This is a genomic window from Nocardia sp. NPDC050710 (assembly GCF_040654375.1).
Taxonomy (GTDB): domain Bacteria; phylum Actinomycetota; class Actinomycetes; order Mycobacteriales; family Mycobacteriaceae; genus Nocardia.
Genome location: NZ_JBFAHV010000025.1, coordinates 92,969 through 110,433, shown reverse-complemented (window position 1 = coordinate 110,433; position 17,465 = coordinate 92,969). Strand labels below are relative to the sequence as shown.

At 66.9% G+C, this 17,465-nt stretch carries 18 protein-coding genes; 6 read left to right on the top strand and 12 right to left on the bottom strand.

Going from position 1 to position 17,465, the window contains the following annotated elements; genetic code table 11:
- Positions 1-91: 91 nt before the first annotated feature.
- Positions 92-424, bottom strand: a complete 333-nt coding sequence (locus AB0H61_RS32220) for a hypothetical protein (protein ID WP_357311508.1) — start codon at positions 422-424, stop codon at positions 92-94.
- Positions 424-1,638, bottom strand: a complete 1,215-nt coding sequence (locus AB0H61_RS32215) for a Rieske 2Fe-2S domain-containing protein (protein WP_357311507.1) — start codon at positions 1,636-1,638, stop codon at positions 424-426. The genes AB0H61_RS32220 and AB0H61_RS32215 overlap by 1 nt, the downstream gene beginning before the upstream one ends.
- A 240-nt stretch (positions 1,639-1,878) precedes the next feature.
- On the opposite strand from AB0H61_RS32215, the gene hsaA reads away from it, so the two are divergent.
- From hsaA to hsaB, 4 genes are all read left to right on the top strand, one after another.
- Positions 1,879-3,042 (top strand): 3-hydroxy-9,10-secoandrosta-1,3,5(10)-triene-9,17-dione monooxygenase oxygenase subunit, encoded by a 1,164-nt coding sequence (hsaA, locus tag AB0H61_RS32210; RefSeq protein WP_357311506.1) that lies wholly within the window; start codon positions 1,879-1,881, stop codon positions 3,040-3,042.
- A gap of 11 nt (positions 3,043-3,053) precedes the next feature.
- Positions 3,054-3,938: a 4,5:9,10-diseco-3-hydroxy-5,9,17-trioxoandrosta-1(10),2-diene-4-oate hydrolase gene (hsaD, locus tag AB0H61_RS32205; RefSeq protein ID WP_357311505.1), complete on the top strand. Its 885-nt coding sequence runs from the start codon at positions 3,054-3,056 to the stop codon at positions 3,936-3,938.
- Between the two features lie 70 nt (positions 3,939-4,008).
- Entirely contained in the window at positions 4,009-4,914 is a 906-nt protein-coding gene (gene hsaC / locus AB0H61_RS32200) for an iron-dependent extradiol dioxygenase HsaC (RefSeq protein WP_357311504.1), read from the top strand.
- Complete coding sequence (hsaB, locus tag AB0H61_RS32195) at positions 4,911-5,534, top strand: 3-hydroxy-9,10-secoandrosta-1,3,5(10)-triene-9,17-dione monooxygenase reductase subunit (RefSeq protein ID WP_357311503.1); 624 nt, start codon at positions 4,911-4,913, stop codon at positions 5,532-5,534. Before hsaC ends, hsaB begins: the two co-directional genes overlap by 4 nt.
- A 178-nt stretch (positions 5,535-5,712) precedes the next feature.
- Here the strand turns inward: hsaB and AB0H61_RS32190 are convergent, their stop codons facing one another.
- From AB0H61_RS32190 to AB0H61_RS32165, 6 genes are all read right to left on the bottom strand, one after another.
- Positions 5,713-6,240, bottom strand: a complete 528-nt coding sequence (locus tag AB0H61_RS32190) for a hypothetical protein (protein ID WP_357311502.1) — start codon at positions 6,238-6,240, stop codon at positions 5,713-5,715.
- A 185-nt stretch (positions 6,241-6,425) separates the two neighbouring features.
- Positions 6,426-7,160, bottom strand: a complete 735-nt coding sequence (locus AB0H61_RS32185) for a hypothetical protein (RefSeq protein ID WP_357311501.1) — start codon at positions 7,158-7,160, stop codon at positions 6,426-6,428.
- A gap of 45 nt (positions 7,161-7,205) precedes the next feature.
- Positions 7,206-8,999, bottom strand: a complete 1,794-nt coding sequence (locus AB0H61_RS32180; RefSeq protein ID WP_357311500.1) for an asparagine synthase-related protein — start codon at positions 8,997-8,999, stop codon at positions 7,206-7,208.
- A gap of 80 nt (positions 9,000-9,079) precedes the next feature.
- Positions 9,080-9,562 (bottom strand): hypothetical protein, encoded by a 483-nt coding sequence (locus tag AB0H61_RS32175; RefSeq protein ID WP_357311499.1) that lies wholly within the window; start codon positions 9,560-9,562, stop codon positions 9,080-9,082.
- A 12-nt stretch (positions 9,563-9,574) separates the two neighbouring features.
- Positions 9,575-10,786: a hypothetical protein gene (locus tag AB0H61_RS32170; RefSeq protein ID WP_357311498.1), complete on the bottom strand. Its 1,212-nt coding sequence runs from the start codon at positions 10,784-10,786 to the stop codon at positions 9,575-9,577.
- Complete coding sequence (locus tag AB0H61_RS32165; RefSeq protein WP_357311497.1) at positions 10,771-11,661, bottom strand: hypothetical protein; 891 nt, start codon at positions 11,659-11,661, stop codon at positions 10,771-10,773. The genes AB0H61_RS32170 and AB0H61_RS32165 overlap by 16 nt, the downstream gene beginning before the upstream one ends.
- A gap of 422 nt (positions 11,662-12,083) precedes the next feature.
- Here AB0H61_RS32165 and AB0H61_RS32160 point away from each other — a divergent pair, with 422 nt between their 5' ends.
- Positions 12,084-12,317: a DUF433 domain-containing protein gene (locus AB0H61_RS32160; RefSeq protein WP_357311496.1), complete on the top strand. Its 234-nt coding sequence runs from the start codon at positions 12,084-12,086 to the stop codon at positions 12,315-12,317.
- The gene (locus tag AB0H61_RS32155; RefSeq protein WP_357311495.1) at positions 12,314-12,799 is read left to right on the top strand and encodes a DUF5615 family PIN-like protein; all 486 of its coding nucleotides are present in this window, start codon (positions 12,314-12,316) and stop codon (positions 12,797-12,799) included. Before AB0H61_RS32160 ends, AB0H61_RS32155 begins: the two co-directional genes overlap by 4 nt.
- A 97-nt stretch (positions 12,800-12,896) precedes the next feature.
- Here the strand turns inward: AB0H61_RS32155 and dmpG are convergent, their stop codons facing one another.
- From dmpG to AB0H61_RS32135, 4 genes are read right to left on the bottom strand one after another with little or no spacing between them, the layout of a single operon-like run.
- Positions 12,897-13,934: a 4-hydroxy-2-oxovalerate aldolase gene (gene dmpG / locus AB0H61_RS32150; protein ID WP_357311494.1), complete on the bottom strand. Its 1,038-nt coding sequence runs from the start codon at positions 13,932-13,934 to the stop codon at positions 12,897-12,899.
- Between the two features lie 15 nt (positions 13,935-13,949).
- Positions 13,950-14,894, bottom strand: coding sequence for an acetaldehyde dehydrogenase (acetylating) (locus tag AB0H61_RS32145; RefSeq protein ID WP_357311493.1), 945 nt, complete (start codon positions 14,892-14,894; stop codon positions 13,950-13,952).
- Between the two features lie 49 nt (positions 14,895-14,943).
- Complete coding sequence (locus AB0H61_RS32140) at positions 14,944-15,729, bottom strand: 2-keto-4-pentenoate hydratase (RefSeq protein ID WP_357311492.1); 786 nt, start codon at positions 15,727-15,729, stop codon at positions 14,944-14,946.
- Between the two features lies 1 nt (position 15,730).
- Entirely contained in the window at positions 15,731-17,377 is a 1,647-nt protein-coding gene (locus AB0H61_RS32135; RefSeq protein WP_357311522.1) for an FAD-binding protein, read from the bottom strand.
- Positions 17,378-17,465: the final 88 nt, after the last annotated feature.

Sequence of the window (17,465 nt, the reverse complement as noted above, 5' to 3'; positions counted from 1 at the left end):
TGGCCGCCGCGATCTGGCACAACCACGCCATCAGCGCCCCAACAAGCCGATCACTAACCGCCTACGACCACTGACGTTAGGAATCACTCGTCTAGTCGACGATTTCGATGACGCCCTCGTCCACGGCCCACTTGATCGTCTTCTCGAGGTGCGGGCAGGTGTCCGGGCGGCCGGGGGCATTGCCGTCGGCGCTGAGCTTGGCGAAGACCGGGCAGTGGGCGGCCGGATTGTCCTTCCACTGCACCGAGGTCTGATGCGAACTGCTTTTGCGCACCAGGACTTCGCTGTGGCAGGCCTGACACCGCAGCGGGGTCAGGCCGTCCTCCAAATAGCGCTGTTTGTCGACCACCGTCTGGGCCCGCACCGCGGCCCGCCGAGCGGGCTGGTCGGCGAAGTCGGGTGCTTTAGCCCAGGTCGCGGCCATCAGACACCCGCCTCCGCTTGCTTGGCCTCGGCCGCGTCGTCTTCGGCCTTGCGCCGCAGATTCTCCGCGACCTCGGCCTCCCACGCCTCATTCGCCTTGGTGGTGTCCACCTCGAATTCGAAGCGTTGCGTCATCTTCTCGGTGACATCGGCCGCGTCCACGTAGAACTGGTCGTACCAGCGACGCAGCTGATAGACCGGGCCGTCCTCCTCGCAGAGCAGCGGGTTCTCGACCTTGGACTTGTGCTTCCAGATCTCGACATCCTGCAGGAAGCCGACACTGATGCCCTCGGTCATCTTCGCGGCCAGCTTGTCCGCCATCTCGCCGTCGACGCCCTGCGGCTTCTCCAGCGTGATGCCCCATTGGAGTACGAACGAATCCTGCGTCACCGGGTAGTGGCAGTTGATCAGGACGCTTTTGACCTCGTATCCGCTGTAGATATTGATCAGCGGGTTGATCATGTAGGAGGGCCCGAAATAGGACGCCTCCGACTTCAGCAGCGTGTCACCGCCGTACTTGGAGGCCATGCCGATATCCGGGCGGCCCTTGGTCTCCAGGAACTGGGTGGCGATATGACCTTCGAAGACGTTCTTGAAGTACGTCGGGAATGCGAAGTGGATGTAGAAGAAGTGCGCCATGTCGACCACGTTGTCGATGATCTCGCGGCAGTTGGCGCCCTCGATCAACATCGAGTTCCAGGTCCAGTCGGTCCACCCGCTGTCGAGCTGTTCGGTCGGGTTGCCCTCGGCATCGGTATAGGGGCCCTTGATATGCGGGATGGTGACTTCCGGCGGTGGCGGATTGCCCTCGTGATCGTGCCAGACGAACAGCTGTCCGTTGCGCTCCAGCGTGGTCCACTTGCGGGTGCGCGCCAGCGGCGGCACCCGCCGCGCGTAGGGAATCGCCGAACATTTGCCGTTCGTGCCGGACCAGCGCCAGTCATGGAATGGGCAGGCGATGTCGTCGCCCTTGACCTCACCCATGCTGAGATCGCCACCCATATGCCTGCAGTAGGCGTCGAGCACGCGCAGTTCACCGTTGCTGTCGGCCCAGATGACGAGCTTGGTGCCGAAGACGTTCACCGCATGCGGCTTGCCGTCCCGGAACGTCTTGGCCAGGCCGACGCAATGCCATCCCCGCGCATACCGGGTGGGTGCGGAGCCGACATCGAGCTCCCTGACCCTACCCGCCCCGCCGGCTCCGCCGGCTGCCATCCCCCTTTCCCTCGCACCGCTCCCCTGTGGGGTAACTGCCATCGCGATTCCTCCTCCTTCTGTACTAGAACACGTTACAAAAATGTCGCGTTAGAAGCCAGCGATTCGGCCTACTTCCAGCACATGTCCACGTCGGGCCAGCGATGAACACCCGTTCTCGACAGAAATAAGAACCTGTTCTAGTCTCAGAGGCAAATGAGTACCGGTTACCAATCCGACCAGGCAGGAGCAGGTCCCGAGATGACGCAAGAAGTGACCGAACGGGTCGAAGCGCTGTTGCCGACGCTGCGCGAGCGCGCGCAGGAGGCCGAAGACCTGCGGCGCCTCCCCGACGAGACCGTGAAGGCACTGCAGGAGACCGGATTCTTCCGGCTGCTCCAGCCCAAGCAGTGGGGCGGCTACGCGGCCGATCCGGTCGTCTTCTACGACACCGTCCGCAAGATCGCCAGCGCATGCGGTTCCACCGGCTGGGTCGCGGGCATCATCGGCGTGCACAACTGGCATCTGGCGCTGTTCACGCAGGAAGCCCAGCAGGAAGTCTGGGGCGAGGACACCGAGGTTCGCATCTCCTCGTCGTACGCGCCGATGGGTGCGGGCACCGTGGTCGAGGGCGGCTACATAGTGAAGGGCGCGTGGGCCTGGTCCTCGGGATCCGACCACGCGGATTGGGTGGTCGTCGGCGGCCCGGTGATCAAGGACGGCCGGCCGGTCGACTTCGGCAGCTTCCTCATCCCCCGCACCGAGTACCGCATCGACGATGTGTGGAATGTGGTCGGCCTGCGCGGCACCGGCTCCAATACCGTTGTGGTGGAAGATGTTTTCGTGCCGCGGCACCGGTTCCTGAGCTTCCGGACGATGAGCGAACTGAAGTCGCCCGGCCTGGAGCAGAACACCGACCCGGTGTACAAGATGCCGTGGGGCACCATCCATCCCACCACCATCTCCACCCCGATCGTCGGCATGGCGTACGGGGCCTACGCGGCGCATGTGGAACACCAGGGCAAGCGCGTACGCGCCGCGTACGCGGGTGAGAAGGCCAAGGACGATCCGTTCGCCAAGGTGCGGATCGCGGAGGCCGCCAGCGATATCGACGCCGCCTGGCGTCAACTCTCCGGCAATGTGGCCGAGGAGTACGCGCATCTGGTCGCGGGCGAAGAGGTTCCGTTCGAGCTGCGACTGCGGGCGCGGCGCGATCAGGTGCGCGCCACCGGACGGGCCATCGCCTCCATCGACAAGCTGTTCGAGAGCTCCGGCGCCACCGCGCTGGCCAACGGCACTCCGCTGCAACGGTTCTGGCGTGACGCGCACGCGGGCCGGGTGCACGCGGCGAACGATCCCGAACGCGCCTACACCGTCTTCGGCTCGGGCGAATTCGGCCTGCCGATCACCGACACCATGGTCTAGGAGGACCTTCCGTGACTTCGACGGTGGAACTCACCTACGAATCCACTTCCCGGTACGCCCAGGTGCGGCCCGATCTGCAACTGCACTACCACGAGGCGGGTGTCGGAAACGGCCCGACGATCGTGCTGCTGCACGGCGGCGGGCCCGGAGCCTCGTCCTGGTCCAACTTCGCCCGCAATATCCCGGTGCTGGCGCAGAATTTCCATGTGCTCGCGGTGGATCAGCCGGGATTCGGACTGTCGGACAAGCCGGTCGACCACCCGCAGTATTTCGTGCACAGCGCCTCGGCGCTGAAGGATCTGCTCGATCACCTGCAGATCACCGATCGCGTTCACCTGCTGGGTAATTCGCTCGGCGGTGGGGCCGCGGTCCGGTTCGCGCTCGACTACCCGGACCGCGCGGGCAAGCTGGTGCTGATGGGTCCGGGCGGGCTGAGCGTCAATGTCTTCGCGCCGGATCCGACCGAGGGTGTGAAGAACCTGGCGAAGTTCAACTACGAACCGACCCGGGCGAATCTCGAGGCGTTCCTGCGGATCATGGTCTTCGACCAGTCGCTGATCACCGAGGAACTCATCGACGAACGGTTCGCCTCGGCGAGCAGGCCGGAATCGCTGGCCGCGACCCGGGCCATGGGTAAGTCCTTCTCCGGACCCGATTTCGAGCAGGGCATGCTCTGGCGCGAGGCCTACAAGTTGCGTCAGCCGGTGCTGCTGATCTGGGGCCGCGAGGATCGGGTGAATCCGATCGACGGCGCCATCATGGCCACCAAAATGATTCCACGGGTACAGCTGCACGTGTTCGGCGGTTGCGGGCACTGGGCGCAGCTGGAGAAATTCGACGAATTCAACCGGCTGGCAACCGATTTCCTCGCCGGTTCGCGCGGCAAGGAGGGATGATGAGCTACCAACGCGCAGCGCTCATCGAGACCGACCGGGTGCGGGTGTCCCGCAGAACACAGGAGGGGTAATGGGCATTCGATCACTGGGGTATCTGCGCATCGAGGCCACCGATATGGCGGCCTGGCGCGAGTACGGGCTCAAGGTGCTCGGCATGGTCGAGGGCAAGGGCGGCGACCCGGAGTCGCTGTACCTGAGAATGGACGAATTCCCGGCCCGGCTCGTGATCGTGCCCGGCGAGAAGGACCGGCTACAGGCCTCCGGCTGGGAGACCGCCAATGCCGGTGAGCTACAGGACATCCGGAACCGACTGGACGCGGCGGGCGTGCCCTACAAGGAGGGCACCAAGGCGGAGAAACAGGATCGCCGGGTCGACGAGCTGATCCGGTTCGAGGACCCCTCCGGCAATACGCTGGAAGCGTTCCACGGTGTGGCGCTGGAGGCGCGGCGACTGGTCACCCCGTACGGGCACCGGTTCGTCACCGAAGAGCAGGGTCTGGGCCACGTGGTGCTCAGCACCTCCGACGATGCCGCGGCGCTGACCTTCTACCGCGACGTGCTCGGCTTCCGGCTGCGCGACTCGATGCGGCTGCCACCGCAGATGGTCGGGCGGCCCGCCGACGGCGAACCGGCCTGGCTGCGCTTCTTCGGCTGCAACCCGCGCCACCACTCGCTGGCCTTCTTGCCGATGCCCACACCGAGTGGCATCGTGCATCTGATGCTGGAAGTGGACAAAGCCGACGACGTCGGCCTGGCACTGGATCGCGCGCTGCGCAAGAAGGTGCCGATGTCGGCCACCCTCGGCCGCCACGTCAACGACAAGATGCTGTCCTTCTACATGAAGACACCGGGCGGCTTCGACGTCGAATTCGGCTGCGAGGGACTGGAAGTCGACGATCATTCGTGGATCGCCAGGGAATCCACCGCCGTGAGCCTGTGGGGTCACGACTTCACGGTGGGCCAGCGACCGCAATGAGTACAAACGGCCGGGAGCCCGCTGGGCCGGACGGCGAACACGCTGTGGATTCGACGGCGGCGCCGGTGATCGATCCGCGTCGATTTCGGAATGTGCTCGGCCAGTTCTGCACCGGCATCACTGTGATCACCACATTCGATGGCGATGCGGCCCCGATCGGGTTCGCCTGTCAGTCGTTCGCCGCCCTATCCCTCGAACCACCCCTGATCCTGTTCTGCCCGACCAAGACCTCGCGGTCCTGGGCGGCGATCGAACGGGCGGGCCGGTTCTGCGTCAACGTACTCGCCGAGGAACAGCGGGCGACCTGTGCCACATTCGGTTCCCGCGAACCCGACAAATTCGCCGGAATCCCCTGGCGCACCTCAGAGCTGGAGCTACCGCTCCTGGACGACGCCCTGGCCACGATCCAGTGCACAGTGGACAGCGTCGTCGACGGCGGCGATCACTACATCGTGATCGGCCGCGTGCAGGCCCTGTCGGAGTCCACGGACTCCGGCAGGCCCCTGTTGTTCTACCGAGGCCAGTACACCGCCATCGAACCGGAGAAGACCACCCCGGCCCCCTGGCGCGCCGACCTCGACCACTTCCTCACCACCACCACCCTCGATACCTGGCTGTAGCGCTCGCTACGGCTTACGCGCCAGGCCCGCGACGATGAGCCGTGCCCGGACGGTCATCTCGCGGTCCGCCGCGCCGATGGCGGCGGCGCCGTTCCACTCCGGCGCGCGCTATCCACAATCCGGCGCGGCCACAACGGAATCGGTGCGGATCGTACCGATGACGCCGACCGTACGGCGCTCAGGCGGACGAGGCGCGCAGTGCGAACCAGCCGTCCGTGGGGTCGGCGTAGCCGTGGTACAGGAGGGGGATGCGCTGATCTACCTCGAAGTGACGGTAGATGGCCAGCATGGCGTGGCGGACCGCGTAATCCTGGAAATCGTCGACCCTGCGCGGGTCGATCGGGTGCTCGGGGAGCAGGGATAGGCGCGCCATATCGTCGGGGTCCGCGGTATCGAGGCCGATCGGGGCCGGATCGGCGATGAAGTGGTCGTGCAGAATCGCGCGGGTGCGCCGGTAGTCCGGGAGCCGGGTGGTGAAGGCCCGGAATTCCGGACGCACCGAACTGTGCGGTTCGACCTGGGTCTGGATCAGCTCCGTCAAATCGGGCCTCGGGGTGGTCGACCCCGCACTCAGCGGCGTCTGCTCGAGCAGGTGCAGGATGCAACCCCCGCGCACGAGCGGATCCGGAACCAGGAACGCCGCCAGCACGGGATCCGGGTACTCACGGCAGGTCAGACAGATTTTCCAATGAGTCGGATCGGTCATGCTGCTCTCCCTCCGAGAGGGGCGTCGGCCGCTCGTCCCGACTCGTAAGCGACCACCATGGGGTTATCCATTGTGCGCCGGACGCGGATAGTCTCGCGGCGCCCGACCAGCTGTGCCCTTGTCAGTATAGGAGCCCGGTCGGTCCACCGAAACGCCCTGATCTCGGCCGATCCGGTCGGCCGCGGTCAGCGCGGCAGGTCCGCACAGGTCTCGGCCTCCGGCAATTCCGCTGCCAGGAATACGGTTTGGGCCATCATCTTGAACCCGGACATGCGCTCGCGGAAGACCTCGATCGATTCCTCGGGATGTACCGAATCGATCACCGCGTGCTCGCCGATCGCATTGAACTGGTGGCTGACGCCGCGCGGGATCTGCATATCGACGAATGAGCAGGGCGGCACGATCAGGTTGTACCGGGTGCGCCGCACGCCAGGGGGTGTGTCGGGTAGTTCGTCGGAGAACCGCTCGGGACGGAACGGGGTCACGCCCTCGACGTGGGTCACCTCGAACGGTGACAGGCTGCCCACCCGGATGCGGGTATCCGGGCCGGTCATCATGCGTACGAAGCGCAGACCGGTGTGCAGATGCATGCGCGAGCAGATGCCGCGCTCTTCGACATTGTAGAAATCCATCAGGTAGCGATCGGCGAAGAAGCCGTCGAAGGGCTTCTCGATCATGTACACATCGCCCTCCTCGAATGTCTGCGAACGGACGATGCCGTCGGCGTCGGGGGTGGTGGCGGCCCGGCTGATCTTCGCATTCCGGACAATCTCGGCGAAGGCCCCGACGACGACCAGCGCCACCTCCGCCGGGAATCGCGCCACCGGGGTCACGGTATTGCGGCCCGCATCCGCGAATGCGGCGACATCGTGGATCTCGTTCTCATCGTCCGCGGTGTACTTGATTCGGGGATCGGACATGCGGTGGAACTCCTCGGGTACGTCGGCAAGAACAGGGCTGGCGGATCATGGGCCCACTTCGAAGGCGCGCAGCCACAGCTCCAGTGACAGCACCAGCCACAACTTGCCGCCCTGGCGCGGCAGCAGCGCGCCGTCGCCGCGCAGCCAGGATCGGATGGTGTCCTCGCGGAACAGGCCACGGGCTCGAGCCGAGCGGCCGAGCAGCAGGTCGTGGCCGAGATCGCGCAGCGGTCCGGAGAGCCACTGCTGCACCGGAACCCGCATACCGCTCTTCGGGCGATCCACGATGGTCGCCGGAAGCAGATCGCGCACCGCCTCTTTGAGAATCCACTTCTCGCTGGTGCCCGCGAGTTTCCACCGTGGCGGTATCCGGAAGGCGTAATCGATGACGGCGCGATCGAACAGCGGCGCTCGTCCTTCCAATCCGCTTGCCGTGGTGAGTCGTTCGACCTTGGTGAGAATGTGATGCGCGCCCTTGGTGCGCAGGTTCGTATGCAGTAATTGATTGAGCAGGCTCGTCATTCGGCCCGGACGCAGACAGGGCGCGACGAGCTCGGTCAGCGGCGGCGCGCCGGTCAGCGCGGTGCGCACATCGGGACTGAGCAGGACCGGCAGGTCGCCGTAGCACTTGCGATAACTGTCCAGGTAGGCCAGTGCCCTGGCGTCCGGATCCGGATCGTCGCGGGCCAATTCGAAGATGAGCATCGGCAGATTCTTGGGACCACCGAAGACCGGATCGCCGCCCTCGCCATTGAGCACCACCCGGACACCGTCCGCGGCGGCCGCCTCGGCGAGCAGCAGATTCGGCACGGTCAGCGGATCGCCGACCGGGCAGTCCAGCAGCGCGACGGTCTCCGCCAAACGCGCCGCGACGGTCTCGGCGGGCACGGTGAGCACGCGGTGCTCGGTATGGCAGTGCGCGGCAACGAGACCCGAATAGGCGAGTTCGTTCGGCGTGGTTCCGGTGAAACCGATCGAGTACGAGCGCACCGCCTGGTCGTGACGCTTCGCGGCGAGCGCGGTGACCAGACTGCTATCGATACCGCCGGACAGCAGCACCCCGACCGGGTCGCCGACCGGGAGTCTGCGGGCGGTGGCGTCCTCCAGCAGAGCACGCAGTGCCCGCGCGTGCTCGGCGGCGGGGCGATCGTCCTCGATTTCGATCGGCTCCCAATAGATTTGCTCGGTCGAGGATCCATCGGCGTGCAGACGCAGGCAACGGCCGGGCAGCACCTCGTACACGTCGCGCAGCAGGGTTTCCCGACCCGGCAGGTAGGCGAAGGTGAGGAACGATCGCACGGCGGGCAGATGCAGTCCGGTCCGCAGGGCGGGCCAGCGCTGGAGTGCCCGTAGCGAATTCGACGCTCCCCATGCCGTGCCCGCCCTAGCGTAGAAGAGGGTGCGGGTGCCGACGTGGTCGCGAATCAGCACCAGGTCGGCGCCGTCGGCGATGGCGAGGGCGAACATGCCGTCCGCGCGCGCGATCCCATCGATACCGAAACGTAGGTAGCTGTGCAGCAGGAGTTCTCCATCGGCACAGTCGCGCGGCACGGTCGCACCGAGGCGGGCGCGCAGCTCAGCGGCGTTGAACAGCGTGACCATACCGACGGCGGTCAGCTCACCGGCGGTGAAGTGACCGGCCGCGGGGCCGTCGAACAGCCCCCGCGCGGAGCGCCCCGTCGTCGGTACGGAGTCACGGCTGATGGCCCGGGCCTGGCCGGATACGACAGTGAGACCGTCGAGCGGCCCGTGTGCATAGCGCCCGTTACCCCGGACCGGACCGGACGCGACGGTGCGACCGTCGAGCAGGCCCAACGCGTACCGCCCGGTCCCCGACACCGGACTGCCGCCAACGGCCCGGACTTGACCCGACGGATCGTCAGTAGTCGAAAAGGCACACCAGTGCGACATCACTGCCCCTAGCCGAAATCGCCGCCGTCGTCACCGGAATCGTCATCCCAGGAACCATATTCGGAGCCGCCGCTATCGGAGCCGGTCGACTGCGCGGCCGACTGCCGCCGGAGTTCCTCCTCCTCGGCCGCGGTGAGCGCGTCCGGGGGCATGACCAGACCACCGAGCAGCGCGCCGCCCGCCACACCCGCCAAGATGACGCCGAGGCGGCCGCCGAATGAGGACCGGTTGACGGTGAGCAGGCCGTCGCCCCACAGGGTGCGGCCGTAACCCGCCTCGCGCCCGTAGACCACGGATCCATTGCGGTAGACGCGTTTCACCAGCTTTGGGCCGAGCGGTTCGTCGGTGCCGGCGTTGCCGCGGTCATCGCGCCAGGTCACCACGCCCGGCCCGCGCACCCGCCACTCCTGGCGGCCATCGGAGTAACGCCGGTGCGCGGTGCCGTCGGCGAGCAATTCATCGGTATAGGTGATCTGCCGTTGCACCGGCATGCGCTGTCCCTTTCATACGGTGGGCCAGGTCAGGAAGCCCGCGGTCCGGGCGCTGCGCAGCTGTGCCAGAGTGCTCGGGGGCGAACGCACCTCGCGCACGAGACGATGCACGGTGCGTAGCAGCGAGGCCGGGCGCACCGCGTCCACTTCGACGAATCGGCCGCGGTGCAGCCAGGCGCGCTCCCACGGATCGACCGCGCACTCCAGGGTGAGCGTTTGATTCGCGGGTAGCGCATCCATCGCACGCCGCCGCGATTCCAGCTGCGCCGGCTCGGTAATGTCGGTGAGTTCGGACTCCGGAGCGGACGTTGGATCGTTGCGGTGGGTCAGGTGCGCGCCCACCTCGTGCGGCCACAACCCCGGCGGCGGCACCTCGGGGCTCCGCCCGGGGGTATCGGTGAGTTCGGACTCCAGGGCATCGCGGTGGGTCGAGTGCGGGTCGACCTCGCGCAGCCGCGACCCCAACGACTCATCGAACCCCCACTTGGGGATATCGGCGAGTTCGGGGTTCGCAGTCCCATTGCGGTGGGCCAGGTTCGCGCCCATCTCATGCGGCCGCGATTCCAGCGGTACCGTGCGCACGCCGTCGGGTATGAGTGCAGACTCGGGCGAACCGCGGCGGTGGGTCAGGTGTAGAGCACCGGCCTGGCGTGGTCGCAATCCGAGCGGGACCACACGCACGCCCTCGGGGATATCGGTGAGTTCGGCCAGACGCGCGGGGAAGGCGAGACCCCGCGGGCTCGCGTCGTGCAGCAGGTAGACGCTGGCGCGCTCGACGCAGGCCATCATATCCGCGACCCGCGGATCCAGCGGCAGTTCGGACGCGCCGAGTACCGGGCAGGCCGATTCCATCGGAACGCCGTTGGCGCGCAACATCTGTGCGATCGCGTCCGACTCGCAGACGAGCAGCCGCGGCAGGCCGTAATCGAACAGGTCCGGTTCGGGGGTGTGCCGCCCGGCGGTGCGGGGACGGGCGGGGGCGGGCGTCAGCAGGCCCGGCACCTCACCGTGGCGGCGCAGCGCGGCCTGGAAATCCGGATACCGGACCGGTGCGGGGAGCGTGAACGCCGGATGCCGCACCCCGCGCGGCAGCGGCGACAGTGCCCGGCACACTTCGTAATAGAGCTGGCGTTCGGTGAAACGTAATCCGCTGGGTGCGCCCGCTCGCACGATCGCCACCCGCAGCGCCCGGCCGAGTATCCGCTCTCTCACCCGGTCGGCCACGTCAGGAAACCTACCGCGCGGGCACGACGCCGATCCGGGTCGCCCGCCTCCTCGACGCGGTGCACGGCACTGCCGAGCGCCGCAAGCAATTTCGCGGGCGGTACCGCCGCCAGTGGCGACCACCACCCCTCGGCCAACCACACGATCTCCGCCTCCGACAGCGGTTCCCGATGCAAGCGCGCCACTTCCGAGGGCTCCGGATGACCGTCGCGCAACCGCAGCGGCTTCTCCTTCCCCAGCAGCGCACGCGGAGCCAATCCGACCTGAACGGCCCTGGATCCGAGCGCTTCGCGGGCCCGGCTCGCGAACAGGACACCGGGCAGACTCGCATCGTGCAGCACCAGCACCGGAAGCTCCGGCGGCAACCGATCGATCCGATCCGCCAGCACCATCCCCCAGGTGTGCGAAACATTATTGGCCGCAAGGCAGGTGAGCACGCCGCGATCCGGGCACAATACCGCGAACCGGGGCCGCTGCGGCGCGGGAGGCAGCGCGGCGCCCTCGTCCACCGCGCCGGGCGGCGGCCCACCGTATACCTGCGACCACCGCCCGACCACCTCCTTGCGGAAGCGGTCGTACGGCACCGGCATGCGCACCGGCGATGTGCGCAGGAACCGCGGCCGGACGGCCCGCAAGGCGAGATCGGCGACGACCAGCGCCACTATGCCGGTACCGAGCACGACGAATCGGTTGAAAGCGCCGCTCACCATCGCGAAGAACGTGACGGCGACGAGCGGGATATACACCCCGATCCGCCACCCGTTGAACCGCTTCGCCAAATCCGGCATCTTCGCACGCGACGCCGCATACCAGAGCTGCGGCAGCGTATAGACCAGATTCCGCCCGTCACCGAGCCGTTCGCCCAGCTTGCGCATCCGAATATCGTGCAACCCGAGCGGACTCTCCTTCGGCTCGAGCGCGAATACCCGCTTGCATTTCGAGCACCGCCGATCACCCCGCTCCCGGCGCAGCAGGTTCTGGTTACAGTGCGGACAGATCACGCTTCACCGCCACCGTCCGAATATCCCACGACAACCCACGCCGCAGAACCCGAATCTTCACAGCTCCGGCATACCCGATCCCCCCGTCCCCCGCGACCCGGCAAATTGAACTGCCGAGGGCGAACCGGCCAACAGTCACCCCGCCACGAACTCCGCAGCGGGGTCCGCCAGCCGCGCCGGAATACGAACATGTCGCGGACGCGCTGGTTGAACCGTGCGCTTCACGAGGCGCAGGAAGCAGACGAGTTCTTCGGCGAAGGCCCCTGGCGGATTCAGTGCGGGGATACAGTAGGACCATGTCGCTGCTCGACCGCATCACAACGAATCCCGAAATCTGCCACGGTAAGCCCGTGGTGCGGGGTCTGCGGTACCCCGTCGAAATGTTGCTCGAGCTGCTCGCTTCCGGCATGACCGCCACCGATCTCCTGGACGACTATCCAGACCTCGAACACGAGGACATCCTGGCGGCGCTCGAGTACGCTGCCGTGGTGACCGCGCAACGGACCACTATCCCGTTCAACGCCGCGTGAAGTTCCTTGTAGACGCGCAACTACCTCGTCGGCTTGCCGCGTTCCTGGCGTCCTCCGGTCACGACGCAGTGCATACGTCGGAGCTATCCCTGGGGAATCGCACACCGGATCATCAGATCGCGGCGCGCGCCGACCACGACGGGCGCGTGGTCATTACCAAGGACCGCGATTTCTGGGTCAGCCATGTTCTCCACAACTGTCCGCGAACCGTCCTGATCGTGGCCACCGGCAATATCACGAACTCCGCACTGGTCGCGCTCTTCGCCGATCATCTCGATGACATCGTGGAGCTGTTGGCCGCGTGCGCCGTGGTCGAGATGAGCAGCGACCGGCTGGTCGGACATGCCGATAAGCCGCCGATCGCTGAGGAATCCGTCGTAGCGCCACGAGACGACTACGCCCGCATGCGCCAGGAAGCCGACGAGTTCTTCGGCACCGAGGATCGGCTTGGTGACGACGATGTCGAGTGGTGGCGTCCATAAGCGATGGGCATGCCTTTGGCGGCCTTTCGATGATGGTCGGAATGCCGCAAAGGCCGCGACCAGAGGTTCCGGTCGCGGCCCATGTGGTGCGTTCCCGTCAGGCGGTGACGGGGGACTGTTCGCGCTGGAGTTCCAGGGCGATGTCGATGAGCTGGTCTTCCTGGCCGCCGACGAGTTTGCGCTTGCCCGCGCGGACGAGCATTTCGGCGGCGGAGACGCCGTAACGTTCGGCCTGGCGTTCGGCGTGCTTGAGGAAGCTGGAGTAGACGCCCGCGTAGCCCATCATCAGGGCCTGGCGGTCCAGCAGGCATTCCTGCGGCATGACGGGGCGGACCACGTCCTCGGCGGCGTCGGCGATCGCGAAGAAGTCGATGCCGGTTTTGACGCCGAGCTTGTCGCAGACGCCGACGAAGGCCTCGACGGGGGTGTTGCCCGCGCCGGCGCCGAATCGCCGGGCACTGCCGTCGATCTGCTCGGCGCCCGCACGCACCGCGTACACCGAATTGGCCACGGCCAGATCCAGATTCTCGTGGCCGTGGAAACCGACCTGGGCGTCATCACCGAGTTCGGCGACCAGGGCCGCGACGCGATCGGAAACCTGTTCGAGCACCAGGGCGCCCGCCGAGTCCACCACGTAGACGCATTGGCAGCCCGCGTCGGCCATGATGCGGGCCTGTTTGGCCAGCGCCTCCGGCGGCTGGGTGTGCGACATCATCAGGAAGCCGACGGTCTCCAGCCCGAGCTCGCGGGCCAGGCCGAAGTGCTGGATCGAGACGTCGGCCTCGGTGCAGTGGGTCGCGATGCGGCAGATCGAGGCGCCGTTGTCCTGGGCGACCTTGATGTCTTCCTTGACGCCGACACCGGGGAGCATGAGCACCGCGATCTTGGCCTGCTTCGCCGTCTCCGCGGCGATTTTGACCAGCTCCTGCTCGGGGGTCTTCGAGAAGCCGTAGTTGAAGGAGGAGCCGCCCAGTCCGTCGCCGTGGGTCACCTCGATGACCGGCACGCCCGCACCATCGAGCGCGGCGACGATATTGCGCACATCGTCACCGGTGAACTGGTGACGCTTGTGGTGCGAGCCATCGCGCAGGGAGGTATCGGTCACCCGGATGTCGAGTTCTGTCGAGTAAGCCATGGTTTGAAGTCCCTTCTACACCCGGGCCGCTGAGTCGGATTGGTCGCCTCGCTGCGCTCGGCTCCTGATTTGCTGGGCCATGACCTCGCCGACCTGGGTCGCCGCGGCGGTCATGATGTCGAGGTTGCCCGCGTACGGCGGCAGGAAATCGCCCGCACCCTCGACCTCCACGAAGACCGAAACCTTCGCCATACCACCGGAAACCACCGAGGGCGCGTCGAACTGCGGTTCGTTGAGCAGCCGGTAGCCGGGCACGTACTGCTGGATATCGGCGACCATCCGGTGGATGGAATCGGCGATGGCGTCGGTATCGGCATCCTCCGGAATGGCGCAGAAGATGGTGTCGCGCATGATCATCGGCGGCTCGGCCGGATTCAGGATGATGATCGCCTTGCCGCGCTCGGCGCCGCCGATGGTCTCCACGCCACGCGAGGTGGTCTTGGTGAACTCGTCGATATTGGCGCGGGTGCCCGGACCGGCGGAGACCGAGGAGACCGAGGCCACGATCTCGGCGTAGGGAACGGTGACCACACGCGAGACGGCCGCGACGATCGGAATGGTGGCCTGGCCGCCGCAGGTGATCATATTGACGTTCGGCGCATCGAGATTCGCGCCGAGGTTCACCGGCGGCACCACCGCGGGTCCGATGGCGGCGGGGGTGAGATCCACGGCTCGGATGCCTGCCTCGGCATAGCGCGGCGCGGCGGCCCGGTGCACATAGGCCGAGGTGGCCTCGAACACCATATCCGGGAGTTCGGACTGGCCGAGCAGCCAGTCGACGCCCTCGTGCGAGGTCTCCAGCCCGAGCCCGCGCGCTCGCTTCAAACCCTCGCTCTCCGGGTCGATTCCGATCATCCAGCGCGGCTCGATCTTGTCCGAGCGCAGCAGTTTGTAGAGCAGATCGGTGCTGATATTGCCGGACCCGACGATCGCGGCGGTGACGGTCCCGTTTTCGGACACTACAGGCCTCCTTGGGTGGGTGCCGGCGAAGCCGGCGGGGTGGGTGGACTCAGCTGAATTGCAGGCGGACGGAACCGAGTCCGGCGAACTCAGCGTGGAAGGAATCGCCCGGACGGGCGTCGATGGCGCGGGTGCAGGAACCAGGGAGCACGATGTCACCGGCTTTGAGCCGCACCCCGAAGGAGGCGACCTTGCGGGCCAGCCAGGCCACCGCGATCACCGGATTACCGAGCACCGCGTCGCTGCGGCCCTCGGCGACGACCTCGCCATTGCGGGTGAGCACCGCGTCGATGGACTTGACGTCGATATCGTTCGGCGCGATCCGTTCCCGGCCGAGTACGAATCCGGCGGAGGAGGCGTTATCGGAGATGGTGTCGCACAGTCCGATATTCCAGTCCTTGATCCGGGAGTCGATCAGCTCGATGGCGGGCGCGTAGGCGACGGTCGCCGCGAGCACGTCGTCCTCCGTGCAGTCCGCGCCGGGCAGGTCCACACCGAGTACGAAGCCGACCTCGACCTCCACCCGCGGGAACAGGTAGCGCCCGGCCTCGACCGGGACATCCTGGTAGACCTCCATATCGGCGAGCAGGTGACCGTAGTCGGGTTCGTCCACGCCCATCATCTGCTGCATGGCCGCGGAGGACAGACCGACCTTGTGCCCGACCACCCTGGCGCCGTCGGCGAGCTTGCGCCGGATATTGATCAGCTGGATTTCGTAGGCGTCGACCACATCGATATCGGGATGCCGGTCGACCAGCTTGTCGATGGCCACCCGATCGCGTTCCGCGTCATCGAGTTCCTGGGCCAGTCGGTTTCGTACCGCGTCGGACAGCACGCTAGTTTCCTTCCACTGTGGTGTTATCGAGCGCAGTCGCCCGCTCGGCTGGTGGGGTCGGTTCGGCGGCGGCGTTGGCGCCCGCGCGGCGGCCGGAGAAGATGCAGTCGGCCAGCGAAAGCCCGCTGACGTAGGAGTCCGAGCAGATGCCGACCGCGGTGCGACCGGCCGCGAACAGGCCCGGAATATCGTTTCCGGCAGTGGATTTCACCGCGCCGGTGCGCTCATCCACGACGACGCCGCCGAGGGTGAGCATCGGGCACGGGTTGGTCAGGCTCGGTTGGATGCCCACATCCAACAGCCAGAAGGGTGCGGTGCGTACGGGTTCGGCGAATTCGGCGGGCTTGCCGACCGGATCAGGGGCGCCGTTGACCATGGCGGCATTGTGGGCGGCCACGGTTTCCCGCAACCCCGCCGGATCGACACCCGCCCGAACCGCGACCGCCTCCAAGGTGTCACCGCGGACCGCGGTGCGCCGGATCACCTCGAACTGCATGCGCTGGAACCAGGTGCCCTGCTTGCCGATCTGCGAGATCGCGGTGCGCATCAACCGGTCGTCGGCCAGGACCCAGCCCTTGCCCTCGTGTTCGGTGATCAGCGCGTGACCGACCGCCGCGCCGTAGCGGGTCTCATCGATGACGCGCCCGCCCGCCGCGTCTACCAGCAGAGAACCGGTGAAGGAGCTGGGCGGCAGGATGAATCGCCAGGCCGAGATGTTGCCCATCCGATCCGTGGCCGCGCCGACCTGCTGCGCCATTCGGATGCCGCTGCCGTCGTCACCGGTGGTGCCGAGCGCGAGTCCATTGCGGTACCGCGGGCCGTATTCGGCGAGCATGGTGCGGTTGGCGATGAATCCGCCCGCGCTGACCACGACGCCGCGGCGCGCCAGCACCCGGATCGGCTTGCCGTAGCGGCGATCCAGCTTCGCCAGCCGCTTCTCCAGCGCCCGGCGCAATGGCGGGTAGTAGATGCCCGGCTTGGCGGCGATCTTCGCCATCCGGGTATAGCGATCGCGGATGCGCCCCGGCGCGTCGCGCAGCGACCAGCACTCGACGCCGATTACCGCGCCATTGTCGTCGGCAATGAGTTTCGTTGCCTGCGTGAGCGTTTCGACCCGGACGCCGAGCCGAGAGGCGGACGCGGCGAGCGGCGCGGTGAGCTGCTTGCCCGAGGTGCCCTTGCCCTTCACCCGGTGACCTCGCTGCGCGGGCTCCGCGACCTCGCGCCCGTAACCGGAGACCTCGCTGCCCGAGTAGTACAGGTAGTAGCTGTCGTTCGGATACGAGGTCTTGTAGGGGCACAACGATGCCTCGAACGGCACCCCGTGCCCGGTCAGCCAGTCGATGAGCGCCGGGCTCTCGTCCACGAAGCGACGCAGTGTTTCCGGCGTGACGGCCGAGCCGACCTCACGCTCGAGGTAGGCGAGCATCTGCTCCGGGGTGTCCTTCACCCCCGCCGCTTCCTGCACCCAGGTGCCGCCGCCGGCGTATATGATGCCGCCGGAAAGCGCCGACGCGCCGCCTCCGGCGAACCGCTCCAGCACCAGTACCTGCGCACCCGCCGCGGTGGCTTCCAGCGCGGCCGCCGCACCCGCCGCACCGTATCCGACGACGACCACATCCGCGGCCAGGTCCCATTCGAGGCCCATGTACTTCACTCCGGTCTGAAACTGAAACGAGTTTCTCGGCCAGTGGAATGCCGAGCAAGTCTTCTGCCACACAACATAGACCAATGGC